Annotated in this window: 16 protein-coding genes; 8 read left to right on the forward strand and 8 right to left on the reverse strand. The window is 63.7% G+C overall.

All coding sequences use genetic code 11. From position 1 onward, the window contains the following. Positions 1-175: 175 nt before the first annotated feature. The gene (locus CCOS865_RS25870; RefSeq protein ID WP_119146244.1) at positions 176-1,069 is read left to right on the forward strand and encodes a DMT family transporter; all 894 of its coding nucleotides are present in this window, start codon (positions 176-178) and stop codon (positions 1,067-1,069) included. Here the strand turns inward: CCOS865_RS25870 and CCOS865_RS25875 are convergent. Further along, the gene (locus tag CCOS865_RS25875) at positions 1,050-1,940 is read right to left on the reverse strand and encodes an esterase/lipase family protein (RefSeq protein ID WP_119146246.1); all 891 of its coding nucleotides are present in this window, start codon (positions 1,938-1,940) and stop codon (positions 1,050-1,052) included. The genes CCOS865_RS25870 and CCOS865_RS25875 overlap by 20 nt on opposite strands. A 122-nt stretch (positions 1,941-2,062) precedes the next feature. Here CCOS865_RS25875 and osmE point away from each other — a divergent pair, with 122 nt between their 5' ends. Both osmE and CCOS865_RS25885 read left to right on the forward strand, forming a co-directional pair. Then, on the forward strand, positions 2,063-2,404 hold the full coding sequence (gene osmE, locus CCOS865_RS25880) for an osmotically-inducible lipoprotein OsmE (protein WP_119146248.1): 342 nt from the start codon (positions 2,063-2,065) through the stop codon (positions 2,402-2,404). Between the two features lie 43 nt (positions 2,405-2,447). Further along, positions 2,448-2,978 (forward strand): ferritin-like domain-containing protein, encoded by a 531-nt coding sequence (locus CCOS865_RS25885; protein ID WP_119146413.1) that lies wholly within the window; start codon positions 2,448-2,450, stop codon positions 2,976-2,978. Positions 2,979-3,062: 84 nt separating this feature from the next. Here the strand turns inward: CCOS865_RS25885 and CCOS865_RS25890 are convergent, their stop codons facing one another. Further along, positions 3,063-5,126 carry an AsmA family protein gene (locus CCOS865_RS25890; protein ID WP_119146250.1) on the reverse strand — a complete coding sequence of 688 codons (2,064 nt, stop codon included), beginning with the start codon at positions 5,124-5,126 and terminating at the stop codon, positions 3,063-3,065. Between the two features lie 340 nt (positions 5,127-5,466). Here CCOS865_RS25890 and CCOS865_RS25895 point away from each other — a divergent pair, with 340 nt between their 5' ends. The 4 genes from CCOS865_RS25895 to CCOS865_RS25910 all read left to right on the forward strand — a co-directional run bounded on the left by CCOS865_RS25895 (position 5,467) and on the right by CCOS865_RS25910 (position 8,389). Continuing rightward, on the forward strand, positions 5,467-5,922 hold the full coding sequence (locus tag CCOS865_RS25895) for a phage infection protein (RefSeq protein ID WP_119146251.1): 456 nt from the start codon (positions 5,467-5,469) through the stop codon (positions 5,920-5,922). A gap of 121 nt (positions 5,923-6,043) precedes the next feature. Continuing rightward, positions 6,044-6,676, forward strand: coding sequence for a TetR family transcriptional regulator (locus CCOS865_RS25900; protein WP_119146253.1), 633 nt, complete (start codon positions 6,044-6,046; stop codon positions 6,674-6,676). 201 nt (positions 6,677-6,877) lie between these two features. Beyond that, positions 6,878-7,987 carry an AGE family epimerase/isomerase gene (locus CCOS865_RS25905; protein ID WP_119146255.1) on the forward strand — a complete coding sequence of 370 codons (1,110 nt, stop codon included), beginning with the start codon at positions 6,878-6,880 and terminating at the stop codon, positions 7,985-7,987. An 81-nt stretch (positions 7,988-8,068) separates the two neighbouring features. Continuing rightward, positions 8,069-8,389, forward strand: a complete 321-nt coding sequence (locus CCOS865_RS25910) for a hypothetical protein (protein WP_119146256.1) — start codon at positions 8,069-8,071, stop codon at positions 8,387-8,389. Here CCOS865_RS25910 and CCOS865_RS25915 read toward each other — a convergent pair. The 6 genes from CCOS865_RS25915 to CCOS865_RS25940 form a co-directional block, all read right to left on the reverse strand. Next, positions 8,340-9,107 carry an SDR family oxidoreductase gene (locus CCOS865_RS25915; protein WP_119146258.1) on the reverse strand — a complete coding sequence of 256 codons (768 nt, stop codon included), beginning with the start codon at positions 9,105-9,107 and terminating at the stop codon, positions 8,340-8,342. The genes CCOS865_RS25910 and CCOS865_RS25915 overlap by 50 nt on opposite strands. A gap of 601 nt (positions 9,108-9,708) precedes the next feature. After that, positions 9,709-10,425, reverse strand: a complete 717-nt coding sequence (locus CCOS865_RS25920) for an ABC transporter ATP-binding protein (RefSeq protein ID WP_119146260.1) — start codon at positions 10,423-10,425, stop codon at positions 9,709-9,711. After that, positions 10,422-11,297, reverse strand: a complete 876-nt coding sequence (locus CCOS865_RS25925) for an ABC transporter ATP-binding protein (protein WP_119146261.1) — start codon at positions 11,295-11,297, stop codon at positions 10,422-10,424. The genes CCOS865_RS25920 and CCOS865_RS25925 overlap by 4 nt, the downstream gene beginning before the upstream one ends. Beyond that, on the reverse strand, positions 11,294-12,583 hold the full coding sequence (gene livM, locus CCOS865_RS25930; RefSeq protein ID WP_119146263.1) for a high-affinity branched-chain amino acid ABC transporter permease LivM: 1,290 nt from the start codon (positions 12,581-12,583) through the stop codon (positions 11,294-11,296). The genes CCOS865_RS25925 and livM overlap by 4 nt, the downstream gene beginning before the upstream one ends. 2 nt (positions 12,584-12,585) lie before the next feature. Next, positions 12,586-13,500 carry an ABC transporter permease subunit gene (locus CCOS865_RS25935; RefSeq protein ID WP_119146265.1) on the reverse strand — a complete coding sequence of 305 codons (915 nt, stop codon included), beginning with the start codon at positions 13,498-13,500 and terminating at the stop codon, positions 12,586-12,588. Between the two features lie 154 nt (positions 13,501-13,654). Continuing rightward, positions 13,655-14,791: a branched-chain amino acid ABC transporter substrate-binding protein gene (locus CCOS865_RS25940; RefSeq protein WP_119146267.1), complete on the reverse strand. Its 1,137-nt coding sequence runs from the start codon at positions 14,789-14,791 to the stop codon at positions 13,655-13,657. Positions 14,792-15,225: 434 nt separating this feature from the next. Between CCOS865_RS25940 and pncB the strand changes: the two genes are divergently transcribed. Further along, positions 15,226-16,431: a nicotinate phosphoribosyltransferase gene (gene pncB / locus CCOS865_RS25945; protein WP_119146269.1), complete on the forward strand. Its 1,206-nt coding sequence runs from the start codon at positions 15,226-15,228 to the stop codon at positions 16,429-16,431. The last annotated feature ends 2 nt before the right edge of the window (positions 16,432-16,433 follow it).

The following is a 16,433-nucleotide window of genomic DNA, read 5'->3' on the forward strand; positions in this document are numbered from 1 at the left end:
AGGCGTGCAGACAGTCAGCGGATAATGCGCGACAACCTGGGGGCGCTTTGCGCCCCTTTCGCGACACAAGGCCGCTCCCACAGGATTGCGCGGTCCTTGTGGGAGCGGCCTTGTGTCGCGAAAGGGGCGCAAAGCGGCCCCACGATCTTCGCTACAGCACAAGAGCACCTGCTAGATGAACTACACCTTCCCGCTGCTGGCCATCCTTATCTGGGCCGGCAACACCGTCGTCACCAAGCTCTCGGCCGGGGCCATCTCCCCGGCCGAGATCGGCTTCTACCGCTGGCTCCTGGCCGGCCTGCTGTTCACCCCGTTCCTGCTGCCCAAGGTCTGGCACAACCGCGCGGCAATCCGCCCGCACCTGGGCAAGGTGTTCATCCTCGGCATCCTCGGCATGGCCCTGTATCAGAGCCTGGCCTACTTCGCCGCCAGCATCACCAGCGCGACCAACATGGGCATCATCCTGTCGCTGATGCCCCTGATGTCGCTGGCCCTGGCGATCGCCTGGCTGGGCCAGCGGCTGACCTTTGGCGCCCTGCTCGGCGCACTGGTGTCGTTGGTCGGCGTACTCGAAGTGGTTTCCGCCGGCCAGCCGCTGGCCCTGCTCGACCAAGGCCTGAACCGCGGTGACCTGCTGATGCTGGTGGCCACCTTCGCCTATGCCCTGTACAGCGTTCTGCTGAAGAAATGGCAATTGCGCCTGCCGCCGTTGCAGCTGCTGTACCTGCAGGTACTGGTCGCGATCATCGTGCTGCTGCCGGCGTTCCTGTTCGCCAGCAAGACCGGGCTCGATGCGCACAACATCGGCCTGGTGCTGTACGCCTGCGTACTGGCCTCGATGGTCGCCCCGCTGCTGTGGATGCAGGCCGTGCACCGCCTGGGGCCGAGCCGCACGACGCTGTTCTTCAACCTGCTGCCGGTGGTTACCGCGCTGATCGCGGCCTGGGTACTGGACGAGGAACTGGCCAGCTACCACCTCTACGGCGGCCTGCTGACCCTGGCCGGGGTGCTCATCGCCGAACGCTGGACCACCCCCGTGCGCCGCGCCGCTACAGCCCCGCAGCCTTGAGCCGGGCCGCGTGCTCGGTGAACAGGCGCACCGGTTCGGCGCCCTTGCCCACTGCGCCGAGCGACTGGTTGACGATGTCCAGGTGGTCGAGCGGGTAGTCGTCGCCGATCACCTGCCCGAGGTGCGAGCTGCTGCGCCCGACCATGCCGTCGCACTGGCCCTGCTCGCGCTCGAAGCTGCGGGCGAACAGGCGGCAGAAGCGGTTGCTGCCGTCGAAGCGATTGCGCCCCTGGTCGGTGAGCCCGGGTTGCAGTGTGCCGGACCAGGAGTAGTACCTCACGGCATTGACCTCGTACGGCCCTTCCCCGCCCCACACCTCGGGCAACCCCTGTGGATACGCCAGGTTGAAGCGGGCCACGCCATGGTGGGTAAGGGACTGGTGCGAGGCGTGCACATCAACGGGCAGCGGGTCGCGCCGCCAACCGGTCTCCAGCCACACCAGCAGCACCGCCAGGCCATGCAATACGGCTTTGAGGATGCGCCCGTGAGGTGAGTCGCCTGGTGCCTTGTGGTCAAGGTAATCGGCGAGTTCCGAGCCATGGTTGGGCCCGGCGACCGAGGTCACCGACGCCACCCGGTCCGGCCGCTTGGCCGCCGCATAGCGCGCAGTCAGCGCGCCCTGGCTGTGGCCGATGAGGTTGACCCGCTCGGCGCCGGTGCGCTGGCAGATGTCTTCGATGATCGCCAGCAACTGCTCACCGCGCACTTCGCTGCTGTGCAGCGGTGAGACCTGCACCGGGAACACCTTGGCGCCGCCACGGCGCAGGGCCGGGACGATGCCGAACCAGTAGGGATAGAGCACCAGCCGGACGAATCCGAGCATGCCCGGCACCAGCACCAATGGGTATCGCGTGGCCAGATCCTGGTTCATCGCCCTTCCCTCTTCCGTGATCAGTCGGCCAACACTAGCGCCCCGTTGATGAACATCGCAATCGAACTCCTGACGCGCCGCGCGGTTCCAAACCAAACAGACCCTGAGCAAGGAGCGGGACCATGTACAAGCAGACCCTGGCAATCCTTCTGGCCAGCGCCACCCTGGCCGCCTGCGGCAGCCGTCCGGAAAACCCGGTGGACTACGTCACCTACCGTGATGAGCCGCTGGTCAAGCAGGTCGAGAACGGCATGACCATGCAGAAGGTCATCGCGATCGGCGGTAGCCCGTCCATGGTCATCGACCTGCCGCATGGCGGTACCTGCAACGACTACATCCTCAACCGCGACGGCCACCAGCAGCCGTACTACGTGCGCTTCGATGCCACGGGCCACGTCGACGCCAAGGGCTTCAAGACGTGCAAGCAACGAGAAGAGGACAAGGAAGCCGTTTCTGGCACCTGAGCCCTCCTGACACCCTGACCACCCTGATTCTTCGGAGATGACCATGAGCAACGTTGAACTGACCGATGTACAAACCCTGCGCCAGCGTGCCCGCCAGCACGTCGAGCAAGGGGCAGTGACCGAAGGCTACAGCGCTGATCGCGAGAAGATCCTGCGTGTGCTCAACGAGTCACTGGCGACCGAGCTGGTCTGTGTCCTGCGTTACAAGCGCCATTACTTTATGGCCAGCGGGATCAAGGCCAGTGTTGCCGCCAAGGAGTTTCTCGAACATGCCAACCAGGAAGCCGAGCATGCCGACAAGCTCGCCGAGCGCATCGTCCAGCTCGGTGGCGAACCGGATTTCAACCCGGACAACCTGACCAAGAACTCGCATGCGCAGTACGTGGCGGGTAACTCGCTCAAAGAGATGGTGCTGGAAGACCTGGTGGCCGAGCGCATCGCGATCGACAGCTACCGCGAGATCATCCAGTTCATTGGCGAGAGCGACCCGACTACCCGGCGCATCTTCGAAGACATCCTGGCCCAGGAAGAAGAGCATGCCGATGATATGGCGGATCTGCTGCAAGGCCTGTAATTGCTGAGGGCGCTTTGCGCCCTTTGCGCGACACAAGGCCGCTCCCACAGATACGGCGCACGCTTGCAAAGCGGCGCCGTATTTTCATTTCCTGGTTTTCACCGCCGCCGGTGCCTTGCCCGCACGCATCTGCTCGAGCAACGGCGTGCACTGGTTCGGCACATCGCCACTGGGCGCGATCAGCGCCAGCAAGCCCGCCGCCGGCCCGATCGCCACACCCAGCGCAACCATCCCCGCGCCGCGCAAGGCCAGCGGCACGGCTTGCACGCCGGCACTGGGCTTGGCGAACGGCCCGCGCACATACAGCGGTGAGCGCAGCGAGAACAGCCGCAGCCCCTTGGACTCAGGGGTGATCTTCAGGTCCAGGCGTTCGCTGGCAAAGTTGGCCGTGCCGTCGACATAGATGATCGCGTTCTCGGTATCGAAGAGGAACAACCGGGTGGTCGCCAGGCCGTCCTTGATGCCGACATCCGCCGCCGCGCAGTTGATCTTCACATCCTTGTCACCGAACAGTTTGCCGACCACATAGTTGCCGACGTTGAGCCCGGCAATTTCCATCAGGTCGCGGCTGATCGCACCGTCGTTGATCAACAGGCGCATGTCACCATTCGATGTCCCCAGCAAGGCCGCCACCGAGTTACCCCGACCGCGCAGGTCAGCGTCGCCGTTGAGCTCGCCGAAGCTGGTCTGCATCGGCGCAAAGCCTGGGAACAGCTGTTTGAGCTTGAAGCCGCGCGCGGTCAGCTTGGCGCTGCCCTGCAGCGGCACACTGCGCCCGTCCAGGCGAACGTTCGAGGCCAGGTTGCCGCCGGCCACGCCAAAGCGCAGCGGCTGCAGGCGCAGGAGGCCGTCGTCGAGAATCACATGGGCGCTGAGGTCATTGAACGGCAACTGCTCGCTGTGGACGATCCGCTTGCCGCTGAAGGTGACGTCGGCGTCCATCGCCCGCCAGCGCTCGGTCCGAAACTCCTCGACGGGCAGGACCTTGCCGGTCGGCTGCTTGCTGGCACCGCCACGGGCCTTTTGCTCGGTATTGGAGTCCGCGCCGATCAACGGCGCCAGGTCCTTGAACAGCAGTTGGTTGGACACCAGCTTGCCGGACAACCTGGGCCGCGGCTTACTGGCGACAAAGGCCAGGTCGCCATGAATATCGCTGTCGCCGATCTTGCCGTTGAAACCCTGATAGTTGAACTGTGCGCCCTCGGCGGCATGCAGGTTGGCCGTCAGGTGGCCGTCGGTGGCGTAGGCCGGGGTGTCCGGCAGGGTCACCCCGGTCAACGGGAACAGGTTGCCCAGGCTGCTGCCCGACAGACGCAGGCGCAGGTCGAGCGCGCCGAGGTTGCGCGGGTCGGTCAGGGTACCGGCGAGCACCACGTGGGTGTCGGCGATGCGCACATCGGCCTGCAGCGGGAACGGCTGGCTGGCGTCCTGCAGCTCCAGCAGGCCGCCGATCTTGCCGGTGCCGGAGACAGGCTGGTCCTTGTAGCGCCCCTTGGCCTTGAGACCGAACGCGTAGTCCTGGGCGCCAGCGGCTTTCTCGGCGCTGGCCTTGCCGACGATCTCGCTGAACGGGATCGGCTTGCCGAGCGGGTCGATCTGCACCTTCATGCGGGTGTTCAGGGTCTGGTCGTCGAAGCTGACGTTGCCTTGGTCGAAACCGATGGCACCGATGTCCAGCACCCATTTCGAGGGTTCGGCATTTTCATCCTTGGGGCCGAAGTCGAACGTCCAGTTGGCCCGGCCATCGGCCAGCCGGGTCAGGCTGGCGTTGGGCTGGGTCAGGTCGATGCGCGGGATGACGATCCGCTGGAAGATCAGCGGCAACGGTGCCAGGCGAAACTCGACACGCTCGAGGCCGACCATCTGCGGCGTCTTGGCCCACTCCGGGTTGCCCAAGGTCAGGTCTTCGGCGATGAAGTGCGGCCACGGCACCCAGGCCCGCCACCCGCCCTCCTCGGGCTCGGTGCGCCATTGCACGGCGAGGTTGCCGTTGATCGCGAAGGGGCGGTGCAAGGCCTCGGAGACCTTTTCGTTGAGCAGCGGCTTGGCCCGGTTCCAATCGAACGTGGCGATGACCACCACCAGTATCGCCAGCACGGTGACAAGGCTGGTGAAGATCCAGGTGAAGATTCTGGCAGGGCGCGTCATTGCGTAATTCTCCTGACTGCATGGCACACGGCGAGCGCGACGATGGCACTTAGTATGTCGGACTGATGAAAAGCCGCTGGGTTTAATCCAAACACGCATGATACCGAGGATTTTCCTGACAGCCTGCTCAGCTTTCGACCTGCCAGCGAGGGCGGGCTGACCTGCCACGCCCGCCATCACTTAGCCACCTAAGGCCTCGCAAACACTGTGCTAGAGCCCTCCTCGACCAGTATCAATGCGGTCGATTGTTACCATTATCCTTATGAACTTTTCTCTGGAGTTACCGGGAGTAGCATTGGCTCCGTACCCACTTTCCAGCCCCCCAGAGGAGCACCGAATCATGAAACGCCACCTGCTGCTGAGCCTGACCCTGACCCTCGCCGCCACCAGCGCTTTTGCCCTGCCGGCCCAGGACCAACACCTGACCGCCGAATCCCGCTCGAGCTCGGCGACCGTTGCCCAGCCCCTGAACACCCTGGCCGAAGGCGGCGCTGAACGCCTGCAAGAACGTGCCGGGCGTGTTGCCGAAGGTGGCTCGGATCGCTTGATCGAACGCAGTGGTCGCGTAGCCGAAGGTGGCTCGGATCGCCTGATCGAACGCAGTGGCCGCGTCGCCGAAGGTGGCTCGGATCGCCTGATCGAACGCAGTGGTCGCGTCGCCGAAGGTGGCTCGGATCGCCTGATCGAACGCGGTGGTCGGGTCGCTGAAGGTGGCTCTGATCGCCTGATCGAACGCAGTGGTCGGGTCGCTGAAGGTGGCTCTGATCGCCTGGTTGAAATCAGCCGTGTGAGCTGATCGCCATGGTCGAAAAGAACAATCCAAGACACTGCGCCTGCTACCCTCCAAGCCCGGTCCATTGACCGGGCTTCGTTTTTCTATCCAGAATGCGCAGTCGTACAGCCACAGAATCCTCGCCATGCTGCCTCGCGCCGAACAGAAGCTACAGACCCGACAGGCCCTGCTGGATGCCGCCTGCCAGCTCATGGAGAGCGGCCGCGGGTTCGGCGGCATCAGCTTGCGTGAAGTGGCCAAGGCCGCCGGCATCGTGCCCACCGGCTTTTATCGACACTTCCCGGACATGGACGCGTTGGGCCTGGCCCTGGTCGAAGAGGTCGACGTGACCTTCCGCCGGACCATCCGCCTGGTGCGCCAGAACGAATTCGAGCTGGGCGGCATCACCGACGCGTCGGTACGGATCTTTCTCGACGTGGTCGCGGCTCACCGCGCCCAGTTCCTGTTCCTCGCCCGCGAGCAGTACGGCGGCTCGCAGCCGGTGCGTCAGGCAATCGCCCGCTTGCGCCTGGACATCAGTTCCGACCTGGCCACCGACCTTGCGCGCATGCCGCGCTGGCAGCACCTCGACGCGGCCGCCCTGGAAGTGATGGCAGACCTGGTGGTGAAAACGGTGTTCGCTACCCTGCCCGAGCTGATCGACAGCCCTGATCCGCAGCTGGCACAACCGATGAGCGCGCAGGAAAAGATCACCCAGCAGTTGCGCTTCATCTTTGTCGGCGCGCGTCACTGGCAAGGCTTGAGCACCTCCGGCTGATCCCATTATCTGCAGGGTCGTCACTGTCCTCTTCGCGGGGCAAGCCCGCTCCCACAGGATCTCTGCTGGCCGGGAGAGCGACACAGTACCTGTGGGAGCGGGCTTGCCCCGCGAAGAGGCCAGAGCTGGCCGACTACCGCTCCAGCCCCCGTCCGCAGTTCTGCTACCATGGCGCACTGCCCGATTGCGACGAGCGCATCCATGTCCGACCCCCGCCCCACCCCGTCCGAGCTGACCACCCGCCTCGCCGGTTTGCGCCAGCATTTTGCCGAGCGCATCGTGCCGTTGTGGCAAGGTCCGGGCTGGAACGCCGAGCTGGCCCTGCCGTTCGAAGCACTCGACGCCGAACATCGGCCCTTGCCTGTGCAGCGCTACCGCGCCATGGCGGTGGCCCGTCAGCTGTACCTGTTCAGCAGCCGCATCGAGCAACCGGGCGCGGCAGAGCGGGCCGAGGCGCTGTTCCGTTCACTGCAGCGGCACTTTCACGACGCCGAGCACGGTGGCTGGTTCTACAGCATCGACGCCGCCGGCCAGCCACTGGATCGCCGCAAGGACCTCTACACCCACGCCTTCATCGTCTTCGCCTGTGCCCATTACTGGGGCCAGGTCCGCGAGGGCCTGGTCGAAGCCACGCTGAATGCCGCGCTGGACATCGTCGCCGAGCGCTTCGCCCGCGATGATGGCCTGTACGAGGCCAGCCTCGGCGAAGACTGGGCGGACCTGAGCAGCGGCCCGCTGCAAAATCCACAGATGCACCTGGCCGAGGCGTTCCTGCAGACCTTGGCGGTGCGTGAGGATGAGGACGTGCAGCAGGCGTTATTGCAGCTGTGCGATGCCCTGCAGGCGCACTTCGTCGAGCCCGAACACGGGCTGATGCTGGAGAAACCGCGCGGGGCTGTGGATAACTGGTTCGAACCCGGCCACCAGTTCGAGTGGTTCTACCTGCTGCAAACCTCGCCGCTGTTGCGTGGCACACCCCTGCACCGCTCCATCGAGCGCGCGTTCGGCTATGCCGAGCACACCGGCGTAAAGGATGCGGCGGTATTGGCGATGCTCGAGGTAGACGGCAAGGTCAGCGACCCGACCCAGCGCATCTGGGCCAAGGCCGAGTACCTGCGGGCACTGGCATTGCGTCCAGGCAGCGAAGCGCAGCTGCTTGAGCAACTGGTGACACTGGAACAGCACTTTCTCCACGCCGGTGGCTGGCATGAATGCCTGGACGCCAACGGCGCGGTCAGCCGGCATGACATGCCGTCGACCACGCCCTATCACTTGGCGACCTGCCTCGAAGGCCTGCAGCGCCTCGCCTGAACCCCCTACCTGGCATTTTTGCCAGTAGCAGGGTGGTCGCCCCCTTGTTAGCGTTGAGCCTCCACTGATGGGGGTTCAACGATGGACACAGCAGCGCTCAAGCACTTCCTCGAAGAGAAAATCGACGCAGCGGCCAAGCAGATCCAGGACAAGAAAAAGGCTGACCTGGATCATCTCGCCTATGGCCAGCTCAGTTATCTGATGAGCCTGCGCCGGCTGGTCGAGGGCACGCACACCAAGGAGGACCTCGGCCTGCACGACGCCATCAACGATGTCCTGGAAGAGCTCGGCGTGATTGGCTTGCTGCAACAAAGCGGCAAGCTCAAAAAAGCCGAGAGCTACCTGAAACTGATTACCCCTTCACCGACCGATCAACCGAGAACCCTGCCCAATCCTGGCTGACCGGCATCAGCTCGAGGCTGTTGATGTTGATGTGCGCCGGTTGGTTGAGAATCCAGAAGATAGTCTCGGCGATGTCCTGCGGCTGGATCGCCTCGGCGCCAGCGTAGGTGGCGTCGTACTTGGACTGATCACCGCCAAAGCGCACCAGCGAGAACTCGCTTTCGCACAGTCCCGGCTCGATGTTGCTGACCCGTACGCCCGTGCCGCGCAGGTCGCAGCGCAGGCTCAGCGAGAACTGGCCGACGAAGGCCTTGGTGCCGCCATACACATGGCTGCCCGGGTACGGGTAGTTGCCCGCGACCGAACCGACGTTGAGGATCGATGCGCCACGGCCGTGGGCGATCAGCCGTGGCAGCAGCAGGCGGGTGGTGTACATCAGGCCCTTGATGTTGGTGTCGACCATGGTGTCCCAGTCGTCCAGGTCGCATTTCTGCGCCGGGTCCGCGCCCAGCGCCAAACCGGCGTTGTTGACCAGGCCGCGAAGCTTGTCGAAGGCCGGCGGCAGGTTGGCGACGGCCTGCTCCATGGCCGCACGGTCGCGCACATCGACTACCACGCCGTGCACCTCGGTCTTGGCCGAGAGCTCGGCACAGAGGGCGTCCAGGCGCTCCTTGCGGCGGCCGGTGAGGACCAGTTTCCAGCCGGCGTCCGCGAACAGACGGGCCGTGGCCTCGCCAAAACCGGAAGTGGCGCCAGTGATGAATACGGTGGACGTCATGCTGTTCTCCTTCGCAATAGGGGTGTCGTCGGCAGGCCTTGAAGGATGCCCGCCGCCAGCGTCGCCAGCAAGCCGTTTCGCCAGCTGGTCAGAAAACGATCAAAGCTGGCAAAGCCTTGCAGCAGAGGCCTCGGCGAAGGGTATACGCATGTTATCCACAGGCCTTTCCCCACGGAATGGGGGCAACTCGTCGGGCGGTGGGAACCGAAGCGCGGCAAAGACGACTGGGGATATCTTTCCGGTGATGGCGCAAGGCTTTCAACGGTGCCGGTTGCAGCGGTCTGTACAAGGCTTTTGCACAGAGTTATCCACAGAATTGGCGAGTTTTCAAAAGATTGACCTTCAGGACAGTTATCCCTGATAAATCAACTACAAAGCGCACTTGATCAAAAAACGACCAACACGGTGCAAGCCTTTATCCGCGTAGCTTGCAGCGGATTGCCACCATGTTTTCCACAGGCGGTTCCACACGATCCGTGGACAGTTTTGTGCCTGTGGAAACAAGGGCTTGGCGCAGGCTTCGGAGAGGGATCAGGAAAGATATGCGACAAGTTGTCCACATGTGCCAGCGTAATGGGGCCGCAAAGCGGCCCCATGCATCTCAATGCCCGCCGAGGTAGGCGTTGCGCACCTCTTCGTTGACCAGCAGCTCCTGGCCAGTGCCGGTCATGCGAATCTGCCCGTTGACCATCACATAGGCCCGGTCCGACAGCTTCAGCGCATGGTTGGCGTTCTGCTCGACAAGAAAGATGGTCATCCCGGTCTTGGCCAGCTCACGCAAGGTGGCGAAGATCTGCTTGACCACGATCGGCGCCAGCCCCAGCGACGGTTCGTCGAGCAGCAGCAGCTTCGGCCGGCTCATCAACGCCCGGGCGATCGCGAGCATCTGCTGTTCACCACCGGACATGGTCATGGCCCGCTGGGTACGCCGCTCCTTCAACCGCGGGAACAGTTCGTACATGCGCTGCATGTCCTCGGCGGCATATTTGTCGCCGATCGGGATGGTGCCCATCATCAGGTTCTCCTCGACGGTCATGTCGGGGAACACCCGGCGGCCTTCCGGCGACTGGGCAATACCGTTGGAGGCAATGTAGTGCGATGACTTGCGGGTGATGTCGGTGCCGCGGTAGACGATCTGCCCGGAGGCCGCGCGCGGCTGGCCGAAGATCGACATGAGCAAGGTCGACTTGCCCGCGCCGTTGGCGCCGATCAGGCTCACCGTCTCGCCTTCGTTGATGTGCATCGAGACGCTCTTCAGGGCCTGGATCGGCCCGTAGAACACGTCCAGGTTCTTCAGTTCGAGAATGGGTGCAGTCATACCAGTTCCTCTTCGTCAGCACCCAGATAGGCGGCGATTACCGTCGGGTTGTGGCGGATTTCCTGCGGGGCGCCTTCGGCAATGACGTTGCCGTGGTCGAGCACGACGATGTGGTCGGAGATGCTCATGACCATGCCCATGTCGTGCTCGATCAGCACCACGGTGATGTCGTGCTCGTCGCGCAGCACGCGGATCATGCGGCTCAGCGCCTCGGTTTCCTGCGGGTTGAGGCCGGCCGCCGGTTCGTCGAGGCAGATGATCTTGGGCCGCGTGCACATGGCCCGGGCGATCTCCAGGCGGCGTTGCTGGCCGTACGACAGTTCGCCGGCCAGGCGGTTGGCGCAATCGACCAGGTCGACCACTTCCAGCCAGTAGAAGGCGTGATCCAGCGCATCGCTTTCGGCCTTGCGGTAGCCCTTGGTGTTGAGCACCCCGGCCAGCAGATTGCGGTTGACCCACATGTGCTGGGCCACCAGCAGGTTCTCCACCACCGACATTTCCTTGAACAGGCGAATGTTCTGGAAGGTGCGGGCCAGGCCCGCACGGTTGACCAGGTGGGTACCGCCGAACATCTTGTAGTACAGACGGTTGGCAAAGCGCGCAGGTGAAACGAAGTCGGTCGCCTGGAAGCGCTCGCCGAGCAACTGGATGACGTCGGTGCGGTTGCCGCGCACGTTGAGTTCGATGCGCCCACCGCTGGCCTTGTAGAAGCCGGTCAGGCAGTTGAACACCGTCGTCTTGCCGGCACCGTTGGGGCCGATCAGGGCGAAGATCTGGTTGCGTTTGACCTGCAGGCTGACATCGCTGAGCGCCTTGATGCCGCCGAACTGCATCATCAGGTGTTCGACCGAGAGAATGATTTCGTCGCTCATGGCGCCACTCCTTTACGCGGGACCACGCCGGCACGGCTGATCCGGATCAGCCCGCGCGGTCGCCAGATCATCATCAGCACCATCAATACGCCGAACAGCAGCACGCGGTACTCGGAGAAGCTGCGCAGCAACTCCGGCGCCACGGTCAGGACGAACGCCGCGATGACCACGCCAACCGTCGAACCCATGCCGCCGAGGACGACGATCGCGAGGATCAGCGCCGACTCGAAGAAGGTGAACGACGACGGGTTGACGAAGCCCTGATAGGTGGCGAAGAACACCCCGGCCAGGCCCGCAGTAGAAGCCCCGAGGGTAAACGCCGAGAGTTTCACCAGGACGTGGTTGAGGCCCATCGAACGGCAGGCGATCTCGTCTTCGCGCAGCGCTTCCCAGGCGCGGCCCACCGGCATCCGGGTCAGCCGGTGCTTGATGTACAGCACCGCCAGTACCACCAGGAACAGCACGATGTAGATGAACAGGAATTTGATGTTGGGGTTGTAGTCGAGGCCGAAGAACTCGTGGAACGGCACCCCACCGTCCTTGGCCCGGCGGCCGAACTCGAGGCCGAAGAAGGTCGGCGACGGTGCCGGCATGCCGTTCGGCCCGCCGGTGAACGACAACCAGTTGTTCAGCACCAGGCGGATGATCTCGCCGAAGCCCAGGGTCACGATCGCCAGGTAGTCACCGTGCATGCGCAACACCGGGAAGCCGAGAATACACCCCGCCAACGCCGCCGCGATGGCCGCCAGCGGCAGCACGCTCCAGAAGCCCAGGCCCAGGTACTGATAGCCCAGCGCCAGGCCGTAGGCGCCGATCGCGTAGAAGGCCACGTAGCCGAGGTCGAGCAGGCCGGCCAGGCCGACCACGATGTTCAGGCCAAGCCCGAGCAACACGTAGATCAGGCCGAGAATCACCACGGTCAGCAGGTACTTGTTGGCGAAGATCGGGAAGACGATGGCGATCACCACCAGTGCCGGGATGATGTAGCGCAGCCGCGACTTGTAGTCCGGCGCCAATACGTGCACGCCCGAGCCACCACTCTCGAAGCCTTGCAGCAGGCGCTGGCCGGTGCCGCTCTGGAAGAACAGGCTGAGCAGGAAACGCCCGGCCATCACCCCGCCGACCAGCCAGGCGACACGGGCCGGCTCGGCGTTGAAGGTATAGCCGTCGAGCACCACGCCGACCACCGGGCCGAACACGATCAGCGCCAGCAGGCCGGCGACCACGGTTTCGATCAGGCTGCGTTTGATATCGAAGGCAGAAGCAACAGTAGGGGCAGAGGACATGATCACACCTTAGCCACGAGCGGGCGGCCCAGCAGGCCTTGGGGACGGAAGATGAGGATCAGTACCAGCAACGAGAAGCTGAACACGTCCTTGTAGTCGGAGTTGATCAGGCCGGCGAACAGCGACTCGGAAATCCCCAGGATGATCCCGCCCAGCATTGCCCCCGGCAGCGAGCCGATGCCGCCCAGCACCGCCGCGGTAAACGCCTTGATGCCGATGATGAAGCCGGCATAGAAGTCGAAGGTGCCGTAGTTCATGGTGATCAGCACGCCGGCGAGGGCGGCCATCACCGCGCCGATGACGAACACGTAGGAAATCACCCGGTCGGTATTGATGCCCAGGATCGAGGCCATCTTGCGGTCTTGCTGGGTGGCGCGGCACATGCGGCCGAGCTTGGTGTACTTGATCACATAGGTCAGCAGGGCCATGCCGGCAAACGCGGCGATCAGGATGAAGATCTTGGTGTAGGTCAGTTGCACGAAGCCCGTGCCGACTTCGACGCGCCAGGCGCCTTCGAGCAGCGTCGGTACGCCTTGCTGGCGAGCGCCCTGGCTGATCTGCGCGTAGTTCTGCAGGATCAGCGAAATACCGATGGCACTGATCAGTGGGGCCAGGCGGGTGGAGTTGCGCAGCGGTTTGTAGGCGATGCGTTCAATGGTGAAGCCGTACACACCGGTGACCACCACGGTGAACAGCAGCGTGCCGAGCATCAGCAGGGGGAAGGATTCGACACCGAAATAAGCCAGCAATGCCAGGCTGATCGCCGCAAGGTATGCGGAGATCATGTACACCTCGCCGTGCGCGAAGTTGATCATGCCGATGATGCCATAGACCATTGTGTAGCCGATGGCGATCAAGCCATAGACCGACCCGAGGGTCAGGCCGTTGACCAGTTGCTGCAGGAAAATACCATCCATAACGCAATCTCGCTGATTGAGATTGCACGAGCGCCGACCACGGCGGGCCTCGGATGAAGCGGCCCTCGCAGCGCAGAACCGGTGCAGATCTACGGATAAAGACAGGTACCGCGGGGGTGTCGGCCCGGGCGTGTGCCCGGGCCTTCAGCCGTTATTATTTTTGTTTGTCCAGCTGGTGGTATTTACCGTCCTTGTCCCACTGGTAGACCACGTAGTCGGAGACGGTCAGGTCGCCCTTGCTGTCCCATTTCTTCTCGCCCATGACGGTCTGCACCGGGTTGGCCTTGAGCCATTTGGCGGCGTCTTCGCCCTTGTTGGTCTTGGCGCCGTTGAAGGCGGCTGCCAGCGCCTGGACCGAGGCGTAGGCGTACAGGGTGTAGCCTTCAGGCTCGGTGCCGTTCTTGCGGAACTCATCGACCACCGCCTTGCTGTCCGGCAGCAGGCGAGGGTCGGCGCCAAAGGTCATGTACACGCCATCGACGTACTGCGCGCCGCCGGCGGTGGCGACCAGTTCATCGGTGACGATGCCGTCATCGGACATGAACTTGACGTCTTTCAGGCCAGCTTCGCGCAGCTGGCGGACCAGTGGGCCGGCTTCCGGGTGCAGGCCACCGAAGTAGACGACGTCGGCGCCGGTGCCGCGGATCTTGGTGACCACAGCGCTGAAGTCCTTCTCGCCACGGGTCAGGCCTTCGTACAGCACCGGCTTGACGCCGCGCTTCTCGAGCTGCGCCTTGGTCGCATCGGCCAGGCCCTGGCCATAGGTGTCCTTGTCGTGCAGGACGGCGACTTTCTTGCCCTTGAGCACGTCGACGATGTAGTCGCCGGCGACGATGCCCTGTTGGTCGTCACGCCCGCACATGCGGAACATGGCGCCCAGGCCGCGTTCGGTAACCTGCGGGTTGGTCGAGCCTGGGGTGATGGCGATAACGCCGGCTTCGTCGTAGACCTCGGAGGCCGGTATGGTGTTGGACGAGCAGAAGTGGCCGACCACGCCGACCACCTTGTCCTGGTCGACCAGGCGGTTGGCCACGGCCACGGCCTGCTTCGGCTCACAGGCGTCATCGCCCTTGACCAGGAGGATCTTCTCGCCGTTGACGCCGCCTGCGGCGTTGATCTTGTCGGCCGCTGCCTGCGCACCTTTCATGTACTGCTCGCCAAACGCTGCGTTGGCCCCGGTCATCGGGCCTGCGACGCCGATCTTGATGTCGGCCTGAACATACGAAGAAACACCCAGCGCTGTTGCTACGGCGAGCGCCAGGAAGCCTTTCTTGTAAAACGTCTGCGACATGAGGTGGTGCTCCTAGAGTTTTTTTGGTTGGCACTACAACTTCAGCACCTTGCTCAGAGCAAGGGCCGTGCCATCGGTTTTGTTATTCGAGGAAACGCACTGGCAGGGCGCTCGACGAGCGACCGACGGGCTTTCTTTATTGAGCGTGCAACCGTCTGGCACACGTCGGGCGCCACCACGCGAGCAACAAAGGAGCAACCCGTCAGTGCCATCATTGCAACCCTGCCCAGTGTTAACGTGCAACCGACCTGTAACAGACGACGTCACCGAAGTGCACACCGCTGGTGCGCGACTGCTACAAGGGGCACTGTTTCAAGGCTAGCTGGTGCACGAAAAAACACCTGTTTTGGCAGCCCCGGCAAAGGCTGGCACAATGGCCGCCATCCCCGCGCGCTTGCGCCGTTTCAGCGAGCGCCGCCGACCTGGAGCTTCACATGAGCGAGAGCGCATTCGCCGAGCGCATCGTGCACAACCTGCTCGACACCGACTTCTACAAGCTGACGATGATGCAGGCGGTGCTGCACAACTACCCGGACGCCGACGTCGAATGGGAGTTTCGCTGCCGCAACGGTGAAGACCTGCGGCCTTACCTGGGCGAGATCCGCCACCAGATCGAGCTGCTCAGCGAGCTCACCCTGGAGGATGCCCAGCTGGCCTTCCTGGAACGCATCAGCTTTCTCAAACCCGACTTCCTGCGGTTTCTGCGGCTGTTCCGCTTCAACCTGCGCTACCTCCAGCTGGGCATCGAAAACGACCAGCTGTGCCTGCGCCTGCGCGGCCCGTGGCTGCATGTGATCCTCTTCGAAGTGCCGCTGCTGGCGATCATCAGCGAAGTGCGCAACCGCCACCTGCACCCCCGCATGCGCCTGGCCGATGCCAGCGACCAGCTGTACCGCAAGTTCGACTGGTTGCGTGCACACGCCAGCGACGACGAACTGGCCGAGCTGCAGGTCGCCGATTTCGGCACCCGCCGGCGCTTCTCCAGCCGCGTCCAGGCAGAAGTGGTGCGGGTCCTGCGCGATGACTTCCCGGGGCGTTTCGTCGGTACCAGCAACGTTGACCTGGCATGCAAACTGGATATCAAGCCACTGGGCACCATGGCCCATGAATGGTTGATGGCCCACCAGCAGCTCGGCCCGCGGCTGATCGACAGCCAGATCGCCGCGCTCGACTGCTGGGTCCGCGAGTACCGTGGGCTGCTCGGTATCGCCTTGACCGACTGCATCACCATGGATGCCTTCCTCAACGATTTCGACCTGTACTTCGCCAAGCTGTTCGACGGTTTGCGCCATGACTCCGGCGAACCGGTGGCCTGGGCAGAGAAAGCCATCGTCCATTACGAGCAACTGGGTATCGACCCGATGACCAAGACCCTGGTGTTTTCCGACGGCCTCAACCTGACCCGCTCGCTGGAAATCTTCCGCGCCCTGCGCGGGCGCATCAACGTCAGTTTCGGCATCGGCACCAACCTGACCTGTGACCTGCCCGGCGTGGCGCCGATGAACATCGTGCTTAAAATGACCGACTGCAACGGCTCACCGGTGGCGAAGATCTCCGACGAGGCCGCCAAGACCCAATGCCGCGACGAAAACTTCGTCGCCTACCTGCGTCACGTATTCAAAGTCCCCCACAAGGAGTAACC

This window comes from Pseudomonas reidholzensis, from assembly GCF_900536025.1.
GTDB lineage: Bacteria > Pseudomonadota > Gammaproteobacteria > Pseudomonadales > Pseudomonadaceae > Aquipseudomonas > Aquipseudomonas reidholzensis.

Excerpts from the sequence above, each read along its gene's own strand:
- CCOS865_RS25870 (WP_119146244.1), top strand. The coding sequence starts at position 176 with ATGAACTACACCTTCCCGCTGCTGGCCATCCTTATCTGGGCCGGCAAC.
- CCOS865_RS25875 (WP_119146246.1), bottom strand. The coding sequence starts at position 1,940 with ATGAACCAGGATCTGGCCACGCGATACCCATTGGTGCTGGTGCCGGGC.
- osmE (WP_119146248.1), top strand. The coding sequence starts at position 2,063 with ATGTACAAGCAGACCCTGGCAATCCTTCTGGCCAGCGCCACCCTGGCC.
- CCOS865_RS25885 (WP_119146413.1), top strand. The coding sequence starts at position 2,448 with ATGAGCAACGTTGAACTGACCGATGTACAAACCCTGCGCCAGCGTGCC.
- CCOS865_RS25890 (WP_119146250.1), bottom strand. The coding sequence starts at position 5,126 with ATGACGCGCCCTGCCAGAATCTTCACCTGGATCTTCACCAGCCTTGTC.
- CCOS865_RS25895 (WP_119146251.1), top strand. The coding sequence starts at position 5,467 with ATGAAACGCCACCTGCTGCTGAGCCTGACCCTGACCCTCGCCGCCACC.
- CCOS865_RS25900 (WP_119146253.1), top strand. The coding sequence starts at position 6,044 with ATGCTGCCTCGCGCCGAACAGAAGCTACAGACCCGACAGGCCCTGCTG.
- CCOS865_RS25905 (WP_119146255.1), top strand. The coding sequence starts at position 6,878 with ATGTCCGACCCCCGCCCCACCCCGTCCGAGCTGACCACCCGCCTCGCC.
- CCOS865_RS25910 (WP_119146256.1), top strand. The coding sequence starts at position 8,069 with ATGGACACAGCAGCGCTCAAGCACTTCCTCGAAGAGAAAATCGACGCA.
- CCOS865_RS25915 (WP_119146258.1), bottom strand. The coding sequence starts at position 9,107 with ATGACGTCCACCGTATTCATCACTGGCGCCACTTCCGGTTTTGGCGAG.
- CCOS865_RS25920 (WP_119146260.1), bottom strand. The coding sequence starts at position 10,425 with ATGACTGCACCCATTCTCGAACTGAAGAACCTGGACGTGTTCTACGGG.
- CCOS865_RS25925 (WP_119146261.1), bottom strand. The coding sequence starts at position 11,297 with ATGAGCGACGAAATCATTCTCTCGGTCGAACACCTGATGATGCAGTTC.
- livM (WP_119146263.1), bottom strand. The coding sequence starts at position 12,583 with ATGTCCTCTGCCCCTACTGTTGCTTCTGCCTTCGATATCAAACGCAGC.
- CCOS865_RS25935 (WP_119146265.1), bottom strand. The coding sequence starts at position 13,500 with ATGGATGGTATTTTCCTGCAGCAACTGGTCAACGGCCTGACCCTCGGG.
- CCOS865_RS25940 (WP_119146267.1), bottom strand. The coding sequence starts at position 14,791 with ATGTCGCAGACGTTTTACAAGAAAGGCTTCCTGGCGCTCGCCGTAGCA.
- pncB (WP_119146269.1), top strand. The coding sequence starts at position 15,226 with ATGAGCGAGAGCGCATTCGCCGAGCGCATCGTGCACAACCTGCTCGAC.